Below are 17,234 nucleotides of genomic sequence, written 5' to 3'. Positions count from 1 at the left end.
GCAACGTCATATAAAGTTAATAAAAATAAGGGAGGTATATTAAAATAATCGTAAAAATATTATTTAACCCTATTTTAGCTTTTGCAATTTTTGTGACAGGTATATGGTTGGCCACAATAAATACATCGTTCGGTTTGATGTCAATTTTAGGCGGTTTATTATTTGGTTTCACTTCAATACGTAATGATGTGGGAACTATGAATAAAAAGGCGATGGTTTTATTTTCGGGAACGTTTATTTTCTATCTATCACTATTCTCGATCACATATCTAGTTATTATCAGGACTGTTTTTTAGCTTTGAAGTATTAAATAGTACATCGCAATCGGGTGGAGTTGTTTAATGAGGCTGTGCTTTAAACGGACAAGGTAGTTTGAAAAGGGGAATATTAAAAAATGATTGCCATTATTAGCATTCTAATTATTCTTTTTATATCAGATCAATTTATTAATCGAAAACTAATATAAAAGTTGAATATAGAAGAAACCGATTTAGATAAGCAATACGTAAACAAGCTACATAAACATGGGGAAATAATACTTTCTGGGACAAGTATTATTTTGATGATCATATTAGTAACCGACTTTCCACATCTTAGAATATTGATTTTTGTAGGAATGGTTGCTGTTTTCTCTTTCCGGACTATAATGCAGTGGATTTTCACAAAAGAAGATAAAACATACATTCTCAGTGCTATAACTTGTGTTTTATTAATTTTGGGTTTAGTTACTTATGGGACAACAAATCACTTTAATCTTATTTAAAAATTCGGGTGCCTTTAATGAATAAGGCAGTGCTTAAAACGGGCCATTTCGTTGAATAAATCTGTTGAATCAAGCAGTTGCAACCAATAGTTGCTGTATGGTTGGTGGTGTGCAACCTGTAAAACCAATACGATTACAGTAATCATATTGGAAAAGGAGTTTTGCATAATGTCGTTAGGTTCTAATATTAGTAGTAAAAGAAAATCTCTTAAGATATCGCAAGAATATGTAGCTGAACAGTTAGGAGTAAGTCGGCAGGCAGTATCAAAATGGGAAACAAATCGATCAGAACCATCAACAGATAATCTAATAAAGTTGGCTGACTTATTTGATAGTGATATTAAAGAATTAGTTTCTCCTGAGCAATATGTAGAGGAACAAAAAGAGATAGAAACTCGGATTGAACGAAATCAAAAAAATATAAATATGCAAATTTCAGCTGTCCTTGGTCGAGTTTTTACATTGGTCGGTTTTTTAGGTTATATGGGTGCTTACTCTGATAATGCTTCGCTTCCTGATTGGTATCCCAAAGTTTGGTGGGGTGTTTTCTTTTCGATTGGATTGGTCTTATCATTTGTAGGTTCAAGTGATTATTTTAAAAAACAATTTGGATCGAAAAAAATTATATGGTTTGATTTGTTATTTGTTTTTACTTTCTTATTTTATGATATGTTACCTTTTGTAAAAGATATAAATACATTGATTACTTTACTTTATGCTATTGTGATTTTGAGTTTCATAAATATTAAATTTTTTATACCAGTGTGGAGGACACCAAAGTTATCAAGCAAATAATGTTTTGAATTAACCCTCTTAGGTATATATCGCAATGGGGTACGATTCTTGAAAAGGAATTTGCCCCATTTCAGTAATAAGCCAGTTTAAAATATTGGCTGATTTCATAGCAGCTTTTCATATCGAGTAATTGAGTTACCTACTTCCATAGACTGGTAAACACCTGTTAAACACTTATAAAGAATCCAACACCTTTTTATATTAATGACTGCAAATTCATTTAGGGCGTCATTATCGATATCTACGATTATTTAAAGTGTATTTTTACAGAATAAATAAATGTGTGTTACGGTTTGAAATAGCCGTCAATATAGGGGAACTATTCATAGGAGGTATTTGGGGGTGTAATAACCATTAAAAATCTATATCTTTTTTTACTACTTGGAATTCTCTCTGGTGCAGCTATTACTTATTTCTATGATCACAAACCTTTCTTATTTTATATAGTTATGCTTGTGATTTTAGTCATTATCGGATTAAAAACAGGTAAAGGAAAATAGTGATTGTTTTGGGTGAATTTAAGAATTTCTATATTTTTTTATAGCGGCAATATTCTTTGTTATTCGGATGAAATAATACGTTGGACTAGAATCGGGGGCGATTGCTTTATAAGTGATGTCGTATTGCAATCGGGCCACTATATTTAATAAAAACAAGGAGGGTTAGAAAATTTATTTACTTTTATTCACTATAGTTTATTGTGTAATAACGCGTATTCTGGATATGGACTTTGACATTGCAATGGGGATTTATGTAATCGGCTTCGGTAGTCTCAAAGGATTGTTAAATCATGACCAGGAATACAAAGTTGTTTATAACTTCAAAAGTACTAGTAGCTTGTATAAAAAAATTGGATTTAAAGATTCTTTAATAGAGTTATTGTCTTTAGCATTAGTTTTGTTCAATGGTTATATACTTAGTCCTGACACTTTATCTCCTTTTGAACTAGTAGTTACGCTTTTTATATTGGCAATGCTATACCGTTTTCTGTTTTGGGGCGTAACGCAAACAATTAAAAAAAGAATTGTTCAAGAATAGGGTGCACCTGTTGAATAAGACAGTGCTTAAAACGGGCCAAATTGTGTTAGAGGGGGTGCAGAAGTTGAGTGGAAACAAAATGAAAATCGCTGTGTTAATAGTAAGTATATCTTTTATACTATCCATAACATTTTTTACGCTCTTCAAAATCAACTCTAATCATATAGCAAACGAGCTTGAAATGGCTGAGTGTATCGATAAGGAAGCAGGTATAAGCCTGGAAGTAGAGAAAAAGTTCTTGATTTCCAAAACTACTGTTTCTTGTGATGATAATTAATTTAGACTTTGAGCCCATTCAGTGATAGATCCATTATCTTAAAGAAAAAGTTCTACAAGTGAATTTGTTAGAAGTAACTGGGGGAGTATCATAATCGGGTGCGTAAATGGAACATTGCCTTGCAACAATAGGGCCAAGATTCTTGAAGAAGAGTTGTACTCTAGATTGGGTCAATGAGTTCGGTCGTATATTTAAATATAAGGGAGATGTTACGAATGAATAAAAATGAATGTCCAAAGTGTAATGGTACTGAGTTTGGTGAAGGTACGGATTTTATGGCAGTTAAGCCACTAGACAAAAAGTTATCAGTTGGATCGAATAAAATATTAACCTTCTGTCTTAATTGTGGAGAGGTTGTATCTACAAGGATTGAAGACCCAGGTAAATTTCGGAAGTGAATTGTAACTCTTATCACTTTGCTCATCAAAAGGGTGCGCTTAATGAATTAGGGATGGCGACATGAGGCATTTCGTGGAAATATAAAGGGGTTTGATTACTAATGTCTTTTACTACAATTATTGTATATCTAACATTGGCAGCTTTATTATTTACTCAGGTTGAAGTAGCAAAAATTAAGAAAGAAAACCAGAAACTAAAAGAGGAAATTATAGCAATAAAAACACATATCAAAAAATAGATAAGATAGATATAAAGCAAACCGGGCTATTGTTGAAGAAGAATTGTGCCTTTTTCAGTAATATGCCAATTTCTTTTAGAAGGAGAAAAACATGAAAAGACACTGCTGTGAAAATATGGATTACCATGCAAATTTCAAATGTGACATGCATAGCGACCCATTTGAATGTCCTGATAAAATATTAATTTTTGACAATAAAGAGAATGACTATGGGTTGATAATTCATGATGGTGGTTCATCAAGTATAGCTATTGATTTCTGTCCTTGGTGCAGTTCGAAATTATAACTTGCTAATCAAATGACGTACCGAATAATCATACAATGCTTTGCTAGAATCGGGGACAATTCTGGAATAAAGATTGTACCGCTAAAGGGCCAATTAGTTCAAATAGTTAGGTAAATAATATTGCATTGAAAGGAAAAGACATTGAAAAAAGTTAGAGCAATTTTTATTGGTGATGTCAGATATGATCAATGTCCAGTTTTTGAATTGAATAATGAAACGGACTACTTTGAAATGATAATTGACAAAGAAGTTAGATATGAAAAAGTAGTAGTTGAGGAAGATGATGATTTTTTGATTTTTGAAATTGAAAAAGATATCGCAACATTAATCGAGTAATAAGGTAATCGGGTGCAGTCGTTGAATAAGGGCTTCGCTTCAATCGGGCCAGATTATATAGTTATATTTATTGGTATAAGGAGAAGACTATTAGATTGGAGTTGATATTTAATGGGGCAACCTGGTATGCCATCTGGGTTTTGGATAGAACTTCTAATAATACTATTAATTATTATTTTGCTAGTTGGAATTATTCCAGCTATTTTTCGTTATAGAATGGGTGCAAAAAAAAGGAAATGGTTTTCATACAATCAGGTAAATAAATTGCATAAAAAAGTAGATTTGACTTTGCGTATAGTTTTTGTGATTTTTTTCATAACTTTTGCAATCCTTTTTAATATCCACCCCTTTTCAACATATATAATGATTGGACTTTTCGTACTAACTCAAATTGGTGTTCAAGCATATATGGAATGGAGATTTTCTGATAACAGAAAAGACTTTCAAGTATCACTAATTCAGCTTACTCTAGCTTTTGTTACCTTACTTGGATTCGCTTTTTGGTTAGAATAATTTTCATAAAAAGAATTATTTAAAGTAGCTTTAATGAAGCTATCGGGTGCAGTTGTGGAATAGGAGCTGCGTCGCAAAAGGGCCAAATCGTCGATTGAGTGGGATTGTAAATATTTTCGTGGAAGTTGTGTGTGAAATGAGGGGGAAAAGTGTTAGCAATTTTGATATTATTAGTTTTGATATTTTTTGTGTTCGACTTTGCAAAGATAAGAGCACAGAATCAAACAGTAATTAAGCAGAACTATAAAATTATCTCTCTCTTAAAGGAGATTAAAAGTAAACAATAATTTATGCTACTTATGCTCCATTCGGGGGCTTTAATCGTACAGCGTTATGCAAGAAAAGGGCGTGTTAAATGAATAAGGTGGATTGCTTTTCAACAAAACACTGGAAAAAATTTGTGGGATTTGAAACTTATATTTATTTCAACCGTATTAAAGTCAAAGGGCTGAAACGTTTTCAAATAGGACCTTAGTAAAGGATAATCACAATATACTTTTGGAGGTGTTTTTAAGCTATGAATTATGAATATAAAGAAAAAGAAAAGAAAAATGGTGTATGCGTTTCGATTAGAGATAAAGGTGAGAATTCATTGCTCGAAGTGGAGATAATAGGAAATAACGTAAAAATGGTTACATATATTCGAAATGACTATACAGCACATTTTGAAATGCCCCTGGAACTCTTCGAACAAATGTACAAAAAATTGATGGAGAATCATATTAATGGATAAATATATTTTTACTATTCCCTTGATGAAGGGGGTTAAAAAAGCATTCGAAATACATAATGAAAAAGGAATAACCATAGCTAAAATACAAAAATTCTATCCTAATTTCCTGAATATACTAACGGAGATATTTTTAACGGGATGGGAAGTTAATATAAAGGCTAACCAAGATGAAAAAGAGTTTTTTATCAAAGAGCATTTTCGCTGGACCAAAAATGGGTGGTCAATATTTGAAAATGGATTAAAAATAGGTACGTTAACTAATATCAAGGCAATTGAATTAGGTGATACAAAAGAAATTGTTATTGATGGGAAGAAGTATTACTATCTTGATAAGCCACTCGAAACCAAAACATACATAGAAGATGAAAATAAAAATGTCATTGCAATAATTGATTATAAACTGTTTGATTTATCACGAAAAAAAGAAATAGTCTTGTATAGCAATGAAATAGCAGTCACTTTGTTGGTCTGTATTGACTATTTATCAACTTTAAAGAAGAATTGAAAAACAACTTAACACTTTTAACTTTAGTGCATTCTTATTATTCGAACAATAGGGTGCAGTTGTTTTAATAGGACTACACTTCAATAAAGACAGGTTATTGGTGAAGGATTATTGGGGAAAAGTATTAGATTTAATTTAACATAGCATTATTGGGTATTAATAAGGGGATGAAAATATTGGGACAAAGAAATTCAAATATCAATGAGAAAACCCTGTTAGGTATAGGTAATATTATATTTATTTTTCTAATAGTTTTTGATGTTTATTTGTTTTTCACAAAGACTTCAATGGTTGCCAAGTTACTTGCGGGAGGTTCTTTTGTATTGTTAATGGCTTTACTTATTTTGAGCTTAAAAAAGACCATAAAACCACAAGAGAAATTCATATAACTTTGTAATCGGGTGCGATTCTAGTGCAAACGATTGCCTCCGGATCACGTAAACGAGCGAGATGGTGAAGTAAGGGAGGAGAATTCGTATGTCGAAGTATTTCAAAGGGAAATTTTAATTTCAAAAGTAATTGTAACCTTTATTTTTCTTAGCTTACTACTACTTGTTCAATATCGATCTAAGAATCTACTAAGTTTGGTTCATGTTTAAGGTGAACAATCCGATCCAAGTTTTTTTCATGTAAGTCGTCTGATAACTATAACTTTGAACTATTTGGAGGTCGTATTTTTGTTGCTTTACTTTTGATATATCTTAGATATAATTCGTAAATATTAAAATTAGGAGCTGATCTATTATGTTATATACGAATTCACTCGATAGTATTTCACCGGATATGTTAAAAGGATTTTTTGAAGGTTGGCCAAATCCGCCTAAACCTAAAACTCACTTAAAACTGTTGAAAAACAGCAGTAAAGTAGTTATTGCATTAGATGATGAAACAAATCAAGTCATTGGATTTATTACCGCAATTAGTGATGGCGTTCTATCCGCTTACATTCCACTTCTTGAAGTGTTGCCAGAATACAAAAATAAAGGTATAGGTAAAGAATTGGTAAGTCGTATGTTAAAGGAACTTGATCATATATATATGGTTGATTTATGTTGTGACGATGACCTAGTTCCTTATTATGAAAAGTTTAATATGATGAGGTCTAATGGAATGATTTTGAGAAACTATAAAATGCAGTCTGGGACTTAAAATAATATAAGCGCTTGGACAGAAATCCAAGCGTTTTGCCTATTGAATTCCGAAAAAAACAATTCAATAAATACTCTATTATACAAAAGAAAGATTTAAGTCAACGGGAAAATATCGTGTCATATCATGCAGTTTCATTCACGTCAGTCGATTTTTTTCGATCATTCTAATATTTAGAATGAAATCAATCGAAGCCCATTAACAGTACATTAGCTTAATTACGGTACGTTTAGGTAGTAGAAAATTTGGAGGTTTTAAGATGAATAAATACAATAAGAACATCCTAGCTATAACAATCATTACAATATTCACATTAATCTTAATGACAACATGGCTTGACTTGAACTTTGGATACACTCAGATATTATTAATCATTGCTGCAGCTTATGCTGTTAATCTTAATATTAAAGGCTTTAAGGAAAAGCAAAGAGAATCATAAAGCTTTAATACAAAAGGGTGCTTTAAAGGAATTTCAATTAGATTTAAACGACTTTATTGTTATATTTTTTAAGTACAGTGAAGCTGTATTCGGCAATCAAAACATGCTGATTATGGCAGCATGTTTTATGAATGAAAAAAGAGCCTAAATATACAATGAGTGTATAAATCATTGGATACTTTAGGCTTTTTAATTTTATTCCATATTGTGTTAAAGCAATCTACAGTTTAAGTGGGGACCTTCACAATCTTTTCTTTACCCTAACAAGACATCTCTTAAATATGTGGGACACATCAAAAAGACACCTTATATTCAAGAAAAGCACTCATTTTCTTGAGACTACTCTCCAAGCGACTGATACTTAGCTACCAGACCTTTTTGAACGCCTGGTCGTTCCGCAATGCGATGAGCCCATTCCAAGACATGAGTATATTCATCCATGTTTAAAAATTCATAAGAGCCTTCATACAATTTTCCTAAAGCTAAACGTCCGTACCAAGACCATATCGCAATATCTGCAATTGTATAGACATCACCAGCGATATAAGAACGCTGAGCTAATGTTTTATCAAGTAAGTCTAATTGACGTTTCGTTTCCATAGTAAAACGATCAATTGGGTATTTCATAGGTTCTGGCGCATAAGCAAAAAAGTGGCCAAAACCTCCACCAACATAAGGACCCGACCCAATTTGCCAGAATAGCCAATTAAGGGTTTCTGTCCGTCCATGAATATCTGTCGGGATCAGTTCATTAAATTTCTCAGCCAAGTAAAGCAGAATCGATCCTGATTCAAAAATTTCCACACGTGGACTTTGACTTTGATCGACTAGGGCTGGGATCTTAGAATTAGGATTGATCTTGACAAAATCTGACCCAAATTGATCGCCGGCTCCAATATTGATTTTATACACATCAAAGTCTGCACCATCGACACCCAACTCTTTTAATTCTTCCAGCATAATTGTCACTTTAATACCATTCGGTGTTCCCAGTGAATAAAGTTGGAACGGTGCCTCTCCGACTGGTAGTTTTTGTTCGAACCGTTCACCGGCTGTCGGACGATTACCGCCTTTATTTGGATGCTCTTCTTCCCACTGCCACACGTCTGGTAATTCATATTTTGTCATCTGAACATTCCTCCTACTTTCTATTATTACCCTCATCATACTAACAATATAAAAGTACTCCTAATAGTTAGCTTATCATCTATATTACTTTGATTTATAATTTGTGCCTAACTGTAAATAAACAACCATTCATGTAATCTCAGTCGCAAATTACATGATATACTTGGGATGTGTAAGAATGAATATTCAGTACTTTAGGCAGGTTGCTGAATGGGGTGAAGGAGGGATAGCGTGAGTTATTACTGCAACAGTTATTTAAATGTGCTTAAAAGAAACTATATGTTGGTTATAATTGCAGCAGTTTTGTTAGTTGTCACCTTTTTTATATGGGCTGGTATTCCAGTATTTTTTATAGGAGGTGCAGTAGCAGGACTAACAACGAGTCAATTTCTTGTTAATTTATGCATTTCGCTTTCAGTAGCGATAATTTTTTCTTTATATTTTTTACCAATCAATTTAAAAGTTGCACAAGATATAGCAGACACAAAAAAACGTAGCACGTATAATTCCTTCATACGAATAGAAATTGTGTGGATAGTAGTGATTACAGCGATTTTACAAATAATTTTAAGCATCGTTATTCAATGATTGAGTGCAATTATTGAATGAGACTTGGCATCCATTTTGTACATAAGCTTCAATCACTTCAATTGGCTATATAAATAAAATGGCAGTGAAAGGAAGATACAATGAAAAAAATAAGAGCTATTTTTATTGGTGATGTTAGATTTGATCAATGTCCAGTTTTGAATTGAACAAGGAAACCAACTACTTTGAAATGATAATTGACAAAGAATTTAGATATGAAAAAGAATTAGTTAAGGAAGATAAGGACTTTTTGATTTTTGAAATAGAAAATGATATTGCGACGTTAATCGAGTAATAAAGCAATCGGAGCCATTTAATGGGACAATATCTAAACGTTTGTTAATAGACTGCAAACATATTGTTCACTACAAAAAAACGAGTTGAAGAAATTGGAGGGAAGCCCTTGTCAGGAAAACAGTTCTATAACCGGATAGGAAAATCACGAAATATGTTTCTGATATTCGCCACAATAAACATTATCTTCTTTTCGGGAATATCATTTACTTTTGTAATTCCAGGACTAAAAGGGTTTAGCTTGTTTTTTATGGCTTTGACATTATCAATGTATTTCATTGTGGCAAACATATTTGTAGGCTTATTTAAAGATAGAATATGGTTTGTTTTTACTACTTGTATAATTTTAACCGGCCTTGGAATGGGTTGGCGTTTATGGCTTGAATGGGGAGAATTTAGTTTGGTTGAACATACCAGTCTGGCAGTTTATATAGGTTATCCAAGTGTTAGTGCTATCATCATTACAATGTTTTTTATCATCGGAAATTTTATATTTGTAAAAAAAGAAAACTTATCACTAAGATAACAGAGCGTTTTAAATGAGCTATCTTCTACTATAGGGTGCTTATTTTTTGCATAAGGTTTGTGCTCCAATCGGGTGCAATTGTTAAAGAAGCATTGTGCCTGAAACGGGCCATTTTGGTAGAAAGAGTGGTGATTTTTTGGAGCTATATCATCAAGAGTATTGGAATGAAAATGCATCGCTTATGGTATTCTTACACGGTGGTGGAGTTAGTAGTTGGATGTGGGACAAGCAAATCCAACATTTCACTAGCTATCATTGCGTTACAATAGATTTACCAGAACAAGGGAAAAGCAAAGATGTTGAAAGTTTCTCAATTCAAAAAAGTGCAGAGAAAGTTATTGAGCTCATAGAAAAAATTGCAAAAGGTAAAAAGGTTATTGTTATAGGTTTTTCATTGGGTGCACAAGTAGTTATTCAAATGATGAGTATGAAACCAACACTAATTACTAATGCGATCATTAATAGTGCATTAGTTAGACCCAATACGTTAGTTGGAAAAATGATTAGTCCAGCTATAAAATTAACTTCCCCTTTAATTTCCAATAGGTACTTCTCGAAAGTTCAGTCAAAAGTGCTTTATGTTTCAGAAGAATATTTTGAAACGTATTATAAAGAAAGTTCTCAAATGAAATCAGATACACTTATTCGAATACTAAAGGAAAATATGTCATTTGGAATACCTAAAGGTTTTAATAAAGCAGAGGGCAATATATTAGTAACTGTTGGCAAGAAAGAAAAGACTATAATGAAAAAGTCAGCTATGGACATAGTTTCAAATAATTCAAATTGTATAGGAATCATTATACCTAATGTAGGTCACGGAATTTCAATGTTGAATCCTAATTATTTTAATAAAATGATTGAAAACTGGCTTCAGGAAAGTGTATTACCGCAAGATGCAATAACTATAAAATAAATATGTGAGTGTTACCAACTGTGTGCGTTAGTTAAATAAATGTTGTGCCAGAACAGGGGGCGTTAATGGAACACAGCCTTGCAACATTAGGGCCACTTTGTTGAATGAAAAAGCATTTTAATTATTGGAGGAGAGTAATGAAGAAATATTTGAGTGTTTTAATAATATTCTTTTTATTAGTGCTCGCAGCTTGTGGAGAACCTTCCACATCAACTTCATCGTTTTTGATTGTAATTAAAAAAGGGCATTCAAGCGACTACAAAGAATATTGGATTGAAGCATACGATCCAAATAATCAAACAAAAGCAGAATCTTTTAAGATACTTGTTCAGGAAGAGATGGTTTGGAACTTGATTGAGGAAAATAAAGAATATTTTTCTTTGTACGCAAAAAAAGGTGATAACCCTTGGACTTTAGAACAAATAGAGCATCACGTGATAGCTGATTAATAAACTTTGAAGCTATGACTTTCAAAAAAATGAATTCAGAAACGATGAAAAACTGAACTTGTATTTCTATTTCTTCAATATTCAGGTGTGCGATTGCAGTATAGACGACTGCTACCAGATCACTTAAACGGGCCAGTTTGTTAGAGAGTAAGGGGTGAAAGTATTGCATACAATTTATGATTTTGCTTTTGCCGTTATATTGATTTTTTCTTTGATTTTATATATTATCATTGATTTTAAACGGAACGGAAAAAGTAATCTTGTAAGGAGAATATTATTTTATAGCTTTATCTTTTATTTACTGATTGTTGCCAGACTTACAATTGGGGGAATTTGGATCCCTTTGTCGAAAGATAATGAACCATCCGTTCAATTGGTTCCATTCTATTTCTTGAAAGACTTATTTTTAATGTATCGCTATGTTGGGATTGATTGGTTTTTCTGGAACTCACTAAAATTAACCTTTTTTAATTTTATTATGTTAATGCCTTTAGGGGTTTATTTGTCCTTTTTGTTTAAGATCGAAAGTAAAATTAAAGCCTTTCTAATAGTATTTCTCGTTAGCTTTATGATTGAAACCGTTCAACTTTCCTTTACATACATTGGACTTATAAGACCTCGTACCTTTAATGTCGATGACATAATAATGAATTCAATGGGTGGATACATAGCTTTTTTATTATGCGTGTTACTAAAGAAAGTTTACTTCGACAAACGTCTAGGCAACAAAATTTAATTTAACTCAACTTACGCAATCGGGTGCGTTTGTTTGGTAATATTTTCTCTAGAATTGTGCCAACGTCTTTATAAAACTCTAAAAGGTTCCATGAAGTGAACGAACTATCTTTTGATACATGAAAACTGATATAATAGAGGTAACAACAAACGAGGGGTGTTATTTATGAATGAAAATTCACAAGAAGAACGCCAAAAACAAATAGAATTTGCAGTTGGAATGGCCGCAATTGACGGTGGAAAACCAAGTGCATTTACAAAGAACCTCTTAAATCAATATGAAAATGGGCAAGTATCATCCAGCGAATTGAAGCAAGCGATTGTTGAAAAATATACAAGGGCTTCACAATGATTTATGGATCCTTATATTTATCCTAATACCAACACCTTAATCAACAAACTAGACATTCGGGATGAACAACAATTAATTGACGTTGAAGCACAGTTATTAATCGCTGGGATTGTAGATATTAATTCTATCACCCAAAAGATTGATTTTCAAAAACATGAAAGTCTCCAAATAATTCATCACTTTCTTTTTCATGAGCTGTATTCATGGGCTGGGGAATTCAGAACAGTCAATATCTCTAAAAGTGAACAGGTTTTAAATGGATTATCTGTTGCTTATAGCGATAAAAATCACATTATATCTGATTTGAAAACTGTTTACAGGTGGTCTGAATCTAAACAATGGAGTTATTCTAATCCTAGTCTCGTAAAAGACTTTTCTGCATTTATGATAAAAGCCTTGGCGTGTTCATCCTTACCGTGAAGGAAATACAAGAACAGTTTCAATTTTCATGAAGCTTTTTGCTGAAGCAAGTAGACTAGACTTCAAGGCTCAATTACTTTCACAACATGTAGGATATTTGTGAAATGCACTCGTTCTTGCCACGGTGGAAGAAGCTCCAGAACCACAATACTTATTGAATATGATGTCAGATGCACTAGAAGTAGTCGATTTCAATAATTTTAAGCCTGATGATGAAGCGTCTAATAATTATCAAGTGATTGGAAAATACGATGTTTCCAAATATGAAGAAAAACCTTTCGAAATTGATCTTGATGATGAATAACTTTGTTTTACAAATCAATTCGGTAAGCTATTTGTGTTCAATATAAAAAATGTAAAAGTGAAAATTCACTTTTGCATTTTTTATAACAACTTTATTTTCTTGTTGCTCAATTCCAAGTAATGTAGTTTGGTTGGAAAACTTAAGCTTAACAATAATCAGGGGGCGATTCTTGAAGAAGAACTTGCCCCCTTTCCTGTAATTGGATAAGTTTTCTTGAAGAAGGTTTTTGCTGAAGTGTGGGGGTTTTCGGAGGAGTTCGAATTTGGATTTTTTGAGGATACTTATATTTTTAATGATTGTAATTAGCGTTTATTCTGCTTGGAAAGGTTTTAGGAGAAAGCTTAAAATAGCAGAAGATGAAGAAGAAATAAGACATGCATTTGTGTCTTTCCTCCTGATGATAATTTTGTTTCTTATAGCAATTGTAGTATTTATTTTTTAAACTAACAGGACGAGATTCTTTAACAAAGATTTGCACCCTTTCAGTAACAGGGCCAATTAGATTGAAGAAGAGCCGTCTTCTAGGGGCATAAATATTTGAAAGGGATGCGGTTAACAGATGAAAAAGCATAAGGAAATTGAATACTGGGATTTGACAGAGAATCCTAAGGGTGAAATTTATAAAAGTCTTGTAAAAATTCTATGTGATAACTCAGACAAATTCTATTTTATCACAAGAAAAGAACTAAAATACAATCAAGAAATAATTATGCAATTTGAGCCTTACTTTATAGAAACTTACAAAACGAATAAATGGGCAGGAACTGAAACGACGACTGCAGCTGCAACAGTTTTTGTTATAGAATCCAATATAGAAACCTATAAGTTGTTAGTAAAATATGCAATTAGTTTATATGATTGGGTTGCTCCAGAATTACCAGAAGACTTGACGTTTATAAAAAATAACTTTACTTGGTTTTCTTGTACAACACACGAGAAATTTGCAGGTTTTTCAATTCGGTCAGATTATTACAAAAGTCTAATGTTTGGCATTAAGGGTTTGAAATTGGAAAGAATAAAATAAAAATCATTTGGCAATCAGGTGCGTTTAATGAATAAGGGCTGGGCTACAATCGGACCAGATAGATGAATCTAATTTCAAGCCAAAAACGTCTAAAAAAGGATAAAGGAGGTTTATTGATGAGTATTTCCGAAATTATTATCCTGTTACTGATTTACAGCGGATTGCTTGTTTTCTTTTTAGTTCCATCTACTAAAATGGAACAGGTAAAAGTGTATAAAAGACAAGAATCCCTCTCCTCTGTTTTCAAAGACACTTTAGTTAAATCGGTCTTCCAAAAAAAGGCTATATTTGCTTTAGCACTGTTTGGATTTGCGTTATACGGTATTCAGTCTGGGTTTGTGGGTGAAGAATGGCATTATAATGCTCATAGTGGCTACCCATCAATCAGTTATAAATTGCCAGCACTACTTACTATGGGTGGTGCAGTAATATATACAGCTATACTCTTCCTGGTAATTGGGTATGTGAGTACAATAAAGAGCATAAGGAATGCGAAGTATCAAGCGTAGAAAAGGAATTATAACAACAATCTGGGTGCGATTGTGGGGCAATTAATACACCAACTTTAACAAGAGAATATGGCATGCAAAAACGCGCAGGTCATTATCTGTGCGTTTTTCGTTTGATTTTTCTACTGTTATTCCATTGTCGAAAACATGCGCTAATTAGTTTGCTAATTGGAATGCGTTTATATGTTTTCTCCCGATCAATCGAACCCGTTAAGATAATAATACACTTTTTTATATCGGGTTCTCATCAGAGAGGAAAGCAGAGAAATAAGGAACTGTTTAGCATATTGAATCAACGGAAAACAGAGTGAAATGAGTATCGCATTTAGCAATGCTTTTTTTTATACTTTAAAATCAATAAGAAATCATTTGGACAGTTCATTTAATTCGAAACACTCATTATAATGAAACTTTACATGTCATATGAACGTATCAATAGTAGAACTATTCTTGTACTTTAATAGGGCAAGATAATGGAATAATTCCATCGGCCAAAATTTTATTATAATAATAGATAGGGAGATATATATGGAGATTCAAAAACAAAAATTCAAAAAATCTTCGAAAAAAGCACGAAAAATAAACATATATATGAATCTGTGCTACTTATAGAAAATTATAGCGGGGATTTTTCATATCAACTTGGGTACGGAGGTAAGAACACTGATACCCCCTTCCTAATGGCAAGCATTACAAAGTTGTTCACAAGCACTTGTATTCTTATTTTGAGAGAGCAAGGAAAACTGTCACTAGACGATAAAATAGCAAAATACTTTGAAGAAGATACGTTGAGTAGCCTCCATATATACAAGGGGCAAGAGTATTCCAAGGATCTTACACTCTCTCATTTATTATTTCATACAAGTGGATTGCCGGATGCCATAGAGGAAGGCAGTAATAAAGCAAGAAGACGTGCAATCTACAAGGATAGGCAAATTAGTATTGATGAAACCATCATGAAAACGAAACAATTGAAACCACACTTTGCACCGGATATTGGAAAAAGGGCTCATTACGCAAATATAAACTTTGATTTACTAAGAAAAATAATTGAAATAGTTACTGATTCAACATTAGAAGATGTTTATAAGCAATTCATCTTCGACCCTTTAGGACTCAAAAATACATACCTTCCAATAGAAGAAGATGATTTTGTTCCTAATGTTTATTATAAGGATACCTCCTTTTATCTGCCGAATAGTATTAGAAGTATTTCCGCTAGTGGCGGTTGTATTTCTACGGCTCGTGAATTAATGATATTTATCAAAGCTTTTTTTGGAGGAAGGTTATTTAATAAAACTGTTTTTCATGAATTAGAAATGGATAACAAGTTGCAAATCGCCATGTCCCCCATTCATTACGGTGCCGGATATATGAAAATTTCGTTGGGTGGTCTTGTGACACTATTTATGGGAAAAGGTGAATTATTGGGTCATTTAGGCTCAACAGGTTCATTTGCGTTTTATTATCCTGCATCGGACTTGTTTTTTGTGGGAGACGTAAATCAAATGGCAAAGCCTGCGCTTCCTGTACGATTGGTGATGCGACTCGCAATGTCTATAAAATCGTAAAGATTTTAAAAAGTATAGCTTGGCAGTAATAGGCTTTTTATTTTTATAATGCAGGGTTTCCTAGAATTCGAAGAGAGGGGGTGCGGATAATGTCCGAACCGTTATTCATTAGTTTAATTGCATTTGCAGGTTTGTGTTTAGCAGGAATTGGATTTTACGTTATGTTTAAGTTTTAAAAAAAAATATAAAAAGTTTTATCAGCCTGAAATTTAACCATTAAACAATTGAGGGTTCGATTCTTCAATAAGGATTGTGCCCGTTGTCATATTACTAACTTGTTTGTAGACATTGATAATCTTGAGTGATTGGAGGAGCAGAATGATCTTATTGTATTTTATTACAGGTTATGTGGCTTTATATTCAGCAATTTGGTTACATGAAGTTGGGCACGGTCTTATGTATGCAAAATACGGGTGCAAGAATAATCCATTCAATGTTCATGTTCCACCGTATCTATTTTTCTCTACCCCAAATCCTATTGATGAAGATAAGGCTAAAAAAACGTTGAGTCATCAGCAACTTTATCATGTGGGGATTGCTGGAATTGTGGTTAACCTGCTCTTTGGAATCCCAATTTTTTTACTTCTTTTGTCTCTGGAATTTCCTAATACGCTAGCATTCTTTTTTCTGTTTTCCTTTTCTTTATTTCACTTGGTAGAAGCATCTACATATTTGGTTATCAGTAATATCTTTTTATCCAGTGACATGGTGCTAGTTCAACAATATAATCCTCGATTAAGGATTCCGCTTTTTATTATCGGATTATTTGTAATAGGTTTAATTGTATTTATGATGATTAATTGTCCTGCATCTTGGAAGTTTGGTTTTGTCTTGGCCGTTGTTATTATGACTGCATGCACAGTACTAGGAAGAATTATCTTTACTAAAATACATACAGCCAAGGCAGGTTGATCATCCGTTAAAGGGTGCATTCACCGCATAAGGTT

Annotated in this window: 27 protein-coding genes; 26 read left to right on the top strand and 1 reads right to left on the bottom strand. The window is 32.7% G+C overall.

The genetic code is table 11. The features are described 5' to 3' along the window. The first annotated feature begins 469 nt into the window (after positions 1–469). From ACFSFY_RS12875 to ACFSFY_RS12810, 14 genes are all read left to right on the top strand, one after another. The gene (locus ACFSFY_RS12875; protein ID WP_381538630.1) at positions 470–763 is read left to right on the top strand and encodes a DUF4181 domain-containing protein; all 294 of its coding nucleotides are present in this window, start codon (positions 470–472) and stop codon (positions 761–763) included. Between the two features lie 168 nt (positions 764–931). Beyond that, complete coding sequence (locus ACFSFY_RS12870) at positions 932–1,558, top strand: helix-turn-helix domain-containing protein (RefSeq protein ID WP_381538629.1); 627 nt, start codon at positions 932–934, stop codon at positions 1,556–1,558. Positions 1,559–2,281: 723 nt separating this feature from the next. Beyond that, a complete protein-coding gene (locus ACFSFY_RS12865; RefSeq protein ID WP_381538627.1) occupies positions 2,282–2,596 on the top strand; it encodes a hypothetical protein in 315 nt (104 codons plus the stop codon). Positions 2,597–2,660: 64 nt separating this feature from the next. After that, the gene (locus tag ACFSFY_RS12860) at positions 2,661–2,873 is read left to right on the top strand and encodes a hypothetical protein (RefSeq protein ID WP_381538625.1); all 213 of its coding nucleotides are present in this window, start codon (positions 2,661–2,663) and stop codon (positions 2,871–2,873) included. A gap of 215 nt (positions 2,874–3,088) precedes the next feature. After that, positions 3,089–3,271: a hypothetical protein gene (locus ACFSFY_RS12855; protein WP_381538623.1), complete on the top strand. Its 183-nt coding sequence runs from the start codon at positions 3,089–3,091 to the stop codon at positions 3,269–3,271. 101 nt (positions 3,272–3,372) lie between these two features. Beyond that, positions 3,373–3,510 carry a hypothetical protein gene (locus ACFSFY_RS12850; RefSeq protein WP_381538621.1) on the top strand — a complete coding sequence of 46 codons (138 nt, stop codon included), beginning with the start codon at positions 3,373–3,375 and terminating at the stop codon, positions 3,508–3,510. Positions 3,511–3,601: 91 nt separating this feature from the next. Next, positions 3,602–3,796: a DUF6980 family protein gene (locus tag ACFSFY_RS12845; RefSeq protein ID WP_381538619.1), complete on the top strand. Its 195-nt coding sequence runs from the start codon at positions 3,602–3,604 to the stop codon at positions 3,794–3,796. 141 nt (positions 3,797–3,937) lie between these two features. Further along, positions 3,938–4,132 carry a hypothetical protein gene (locus ACFSFY_RS12840; RefSeq protein WP_381538617.1) on the top strand — a complete coding sequence of 65 codons (195 nt, stop codon included), beginning with the start codon at positions 3,938–3,940 and terminating at the stop codon, positions 4,130–4,132. Between the two features lie 111 nt (positions 4,133–4,243). Beyond that, positions 4,244–4,645 (top strand): DUF4181 domain-containing protein, encoded by a 402-nt coding sequence (locus ACFSFY_RS12835; protein ID WP_381538615.1) that lies wholly within the window; start codon positions 4,244–4,246, stop codon positions 4,643–4,645. A gap of 517 nt (positions 4,646–5,162) precedes the next feature. Continuing rightward, positions 5,163–5,378, top strand: a complete 216-nt coding sequence (locus tag ACFSFY_RS12830; protein WP_381538613.1) for a hypothetical protein — start codon at positions 5,163–5,165, stop codon at positions 5,376–5,378. Next, positions 5,371–5,883 carry a tubby C-terminal domain-like protein gene (locus ACFSFY_RS12825; protein WP_381538611.1) on the top strand — a complete coding sequence of 171 codons (513 nt, stop codon included), beginning with the start codon at positions 5,371–5,373 and terminating at the stop codon, positions 5,881–5,883. Before ACFSFY_RS12830 ends, ACFSFY_RS12825 begins: the two co-directional genes overlap by 8 nt. Positions 5,884–6,059: 176 nt before the next feature. Beyond that, positions 6,060–6,272, top strand: a complete 213-nt coding sequence (locus ACFSFY_RS12820) for a hypothetical protein (protein ID WP_381538609.1) — start codon at positions 6,060–6,062, stop codon at positions 6,270–6,272. A 355-nt stretch (positions 6,273–6,627) separates the two neighbouring features. Continuing rightward, positions 6,628–7,032, top strand: a complete 405-nt coding sequence (locus tag ACFSFY_RS12815) for a GNAT family N-acetyltransferase (protein ID WP_381538607.1) — start codon at positions 6,628–6,630, stop codon at positions 7,030–7,032. 259 nt (positions 7,033–7,291) lie between these two features. After that, entirely contained in the window at positions 7,292–7,471 is a 180-nt protein-coding gene (locus tag ACFSFY_RS12810) for a hypothetical protein (protein WP_381538605.1), read from the top strand. A 339-nt stretch (positions 7,472–7,810) separates the two neighbouring features. Here the strand turns inward: ACFSFY_RS12810 and yghU are convergent, their stop codons facing one another. Next, the gene (gene yghU, locus ACFSFY_RS12805) at positions 7,811–8,599 is read right to left on the bottom strand and encodes a glutathione-dependent disulfide-bond oxidoreductase (RefSeq protein WP_381538603.1); all 789 of its coding nucleotides are present in this window, start codon (positions 8,597–8,599) and stop codon (positions 7,811–7,813) included. A gap of 231 nt (positions 8,600–8,830) precedes the next feature. Between yghU and ACFSFY_RS12800 the strand changes: the two genes are divergently transcribed. The 12 genes from ACFSFY_RS12800 (at position 8,831) to ACFSFY_RS12745 (ending at position 17,199) form a co-directional block, all read left to right on the top strand. Beyond that, positions 8,831–9,187 carry a hypothetical protein gene (locus tag ACFSFY_RS12800; protein ID WP_381538601.1) on the top strand — a complete coding sequence of 119 codons (357 nt, stop codon included), beginning with the start codon at positions 8,831–8,833 and terminating at the stop codon, positions 9,185–9,187. A 403-nt stretch (positions 9,188–9,590) separates the two neighbouring features. Beyond that, positions 9,591–10,007: an ABC transporter permease gene (locus tag ACFSFY_RS12795; RefSeq protein WP_381538599.1), complete on the top strand. Its 417-nt coding sequence runs from the start codon at positions 9,591–9,593 to the stop codon at positions 10,005–10,007. A 136-nt stretch (positions 10,008–10,143) separates the two neighbouring features. Continuing rightward, positions 10,144–10,923 carry an alpha/beta fold hydrolase gene (locus tag ACFSFY_RS12790; RefSeq protein ID WP_381538597.1) on the top strand — a complete coding sequence of 260 codons (780 nt, stop codon included), beginning with the start codon at positions 10,144–10,146 and terminating at the stop codon, positions 10,921–10,923. A gap of 137 nt (positions 10,924–11,060) precedes the next feature. Continuing rightward, entirely contained in the window at positions 11,061–11,372 is a 312-nt protein-coding gene (locus ACFSFY_RS12785; protein ID WP_381538595.1) for a hypothetical protein, read from the top strand. Positions 11,373–11,535: 163 nt separating this feature from the next. After that, positions 11,536–12,108, top strand: coding sequence for a VanZ family protein (locus tag ACFSFY_RS12780; RefSeq protein ID WP_381538593.1), 573 nt, complete (start codon positions 11,536–11,538; stop codon positions 12,106–12,108). 165 nt (positions 12,109–12,273) lie between these two features. Then, complete coding sequence (locus tag ACFSFY_RS12775) at positions 12,274–12,459, top strand: antitoxin VbhA family protein (RefSeq protein WP_381538591.1); 186 nt, start codon at positions 12,274–12,276, stop codon at positions 12,457–12,459. A gap of 3 nt (positions 12,460–12,462) precedes the next feature. Beyond that, positions 12,463–12,879 (top strand): hypothetical protein, encoded by a 417-nt coding sequence (locus ACFSFY_RS12770; RefSeq protein ID WP_381538589.1) that lies wholly within the window; start codon positions 12,463–12,465, stop codon positions 12,877–12,879. Between the two features lie 154 nt (positions 12,880–13,033). Further along, positions 13,034–13,183, top strand: coding sequence for a hypothetical protein (locus ACFSFY_RS12765; RefSeq protein ID WP_381538587.1), 150 nt, complete (start codon positions 13,034–13,036; stop codon positions 13,181–13,183). A gap of 559 nt (positions 13,184–13,742) precedes the next feature. Continuing rightward, positions 13,743–14,207, top strand: coding sequence for a hypothetical protein (locus tag ACFSFY_RS12760; protein WP_381538585.1), 465 nt, complete (start codon positions 13,743–13,745; stop codon positions 14,205–14,207). Between the two features lie 116 nt (positions 14,208–14,323). Continuing rightward, positions 14,324–14,716 carry a hypothetical protein gene (locus ACFSFY_RS12755; protein ID WP_381538583.1) on the top strand — a complete coding sequence of 131 codons (393 nt, stop codon included), beginning with the start codon at positions 14,324–14,326 and terminating at the stop codon, positions 14,714–14,716. A 524-nt stretch (positions 14,717–15,240) separates the two neighbouring features. Beyond that, positions 15,241–16,287, top strand: a complete 1,047-nt coding sequence (locus ACFSFY_RS12750; RefSeq protein WP_381539073.1) for a serine hydrolase domain-containing protein — start codon at positions 15,241–15,243, stop codon at positions 16,285–16,287. 318 nt (positions 16,288–16,605) lie between these two features. After that, positions 16,606–17,199 carry a hypothetical protein gene (locus ACFSFY_RS12745; RefSeq protein ID WP_381538582.1) on the top strand — a complete coding sequence of 198 codons (594 nt, stop codon included), beginning with the start codon at positions 16,606–16,608 and terminating at the stop codon, positions 17,197–17,199. Positions 17,200–17,234: the final 35 nt, after the last annotated feature.

It is taken from the genome of Sporosarcina siberiensis (assembly GCF_042681925.1).
Classification (GTDB): domain Bacteria; phylum Bacillota; class Bacilli; order Bacillales_A; family Planococcaceae; genus Sporosarcina; species Sporosarcina siberiensis.
Note: the sequence above shows the minus strand (reverse complement) of the source record. Positions and strands in the feature narration are given on the sequence as shown.

Coding starts and splice junctions, on each gene's coding strand:
- ACFSFY_RS12870 (WP_381538629.1), top strand. CDS start 932: ATGTCGTTAGGTTCTAATATTAGTAGTAAAAGAAAATCTCTTAAGATA.
- ACFSFY_RS12865 (WP_381538627.1), top strand. CDS start 2,282: ATGGACTTTGACATTGCAATGGGGATTTATGTAATCGGCTTCGGTAGT.
- ACFSFY_RS12855 (WP_381538623.1), top strand. CDS start 3,089: ATGAATAAAAATGAATGTCCAAAGTGTAATGGTACTGAGTTTGGTGAA.
- ACFSFY_RS12850 (WP_381538621.1), top strand. CDS start 3,373: ATGTCTTTTACTACAATTATTGTATATCTAACATTGGCAGCTTTATTA.
- ACFSFY_RS12845 (WP_381538619.1), top strand. CDS start 3,602: ATGAAAAGACACTGCTGTGAAAATATGGATTACCATGCAAATTTCAAA.
- ACFSFY_RS12835 (WP_381538615.1), top strand. CDS start 4,244: ATGGGGCAACCTGGTATGCCATCTGGGTTTTGGATAGAACTTCTAATA.
- ACFSFY_RS12830 (WP_381538613.1), top strand. CDS start 5,163: ATGAATTATGAATATAAAGAAAAAGAAAAGAAAAATGGTGTATGCGTT.
- ACFSFY_RS12825 (WP_381538611.1), top strand. CDS start 5,371: ATGGATAAATATATTTTTACTATTCCCTTGATGAAGGGGGTTAAAAAA.
- ACFSFY_RS12815 (WP_381538607.1), top strand. CDS start 6,628: ATGTTATATACGAATTCACTCGATAGTATTTCACCGGATATGTTAAAA.
- ACFSFY_RS12810 (WP_381538605.1), top strand. CDS start 7,292: ATGAATAAATACAATAAGAACATCCTAGCTATAACAATCATTACAATA.
- yghU (WP_381538603.1), bottom strand. CDS start 8,599: ATGACAAAATATGAATTACCAGACGTGTGGCAGTGGGAAGAAGAGCAT.
- ACFSFY_RS12785 (WP_381538595.1), top strand. CDS start 11,061: ATGAAGAAATATTTGAGTGTTTTAATAATATTCTTTTTATTAGTGCTC.
- ACFSFY_RS12775 (WP_381538591.1), top strand. CDS start 12,274: ATGAATGAAAATTCACAAGAAGAACGCCAAAAACAAATAGAATTTGCA.
- ACFSFY_RS12770 (WP_381538589.1), top strand. CDS start 12,463: ATGGATCCTTATATTTATCCTAATACCAACACCTTAATCAACAAACTA.
- ACFSFY_RS12760 (WP_381538585.1), top strand. CDS start 13,743: ATGAAAAAGCATAAGGAAATTGAATACTGGGATTTGACAGAGAATCCT.
- ACFSFY_RS12755 (WP_381538583.1), top strand. CDS start 14,324: ATGAGTATTTCCGAAATTATTATCCTGTTACTGATTTACAGCGGATTG.
- ACFSFY_RS12745 (WP_381538582.1), top strand. CDS start 16,606: ATGATCTTATTGTATTTTATTACAGGTTATGTGGCTTTATATTCAGCA.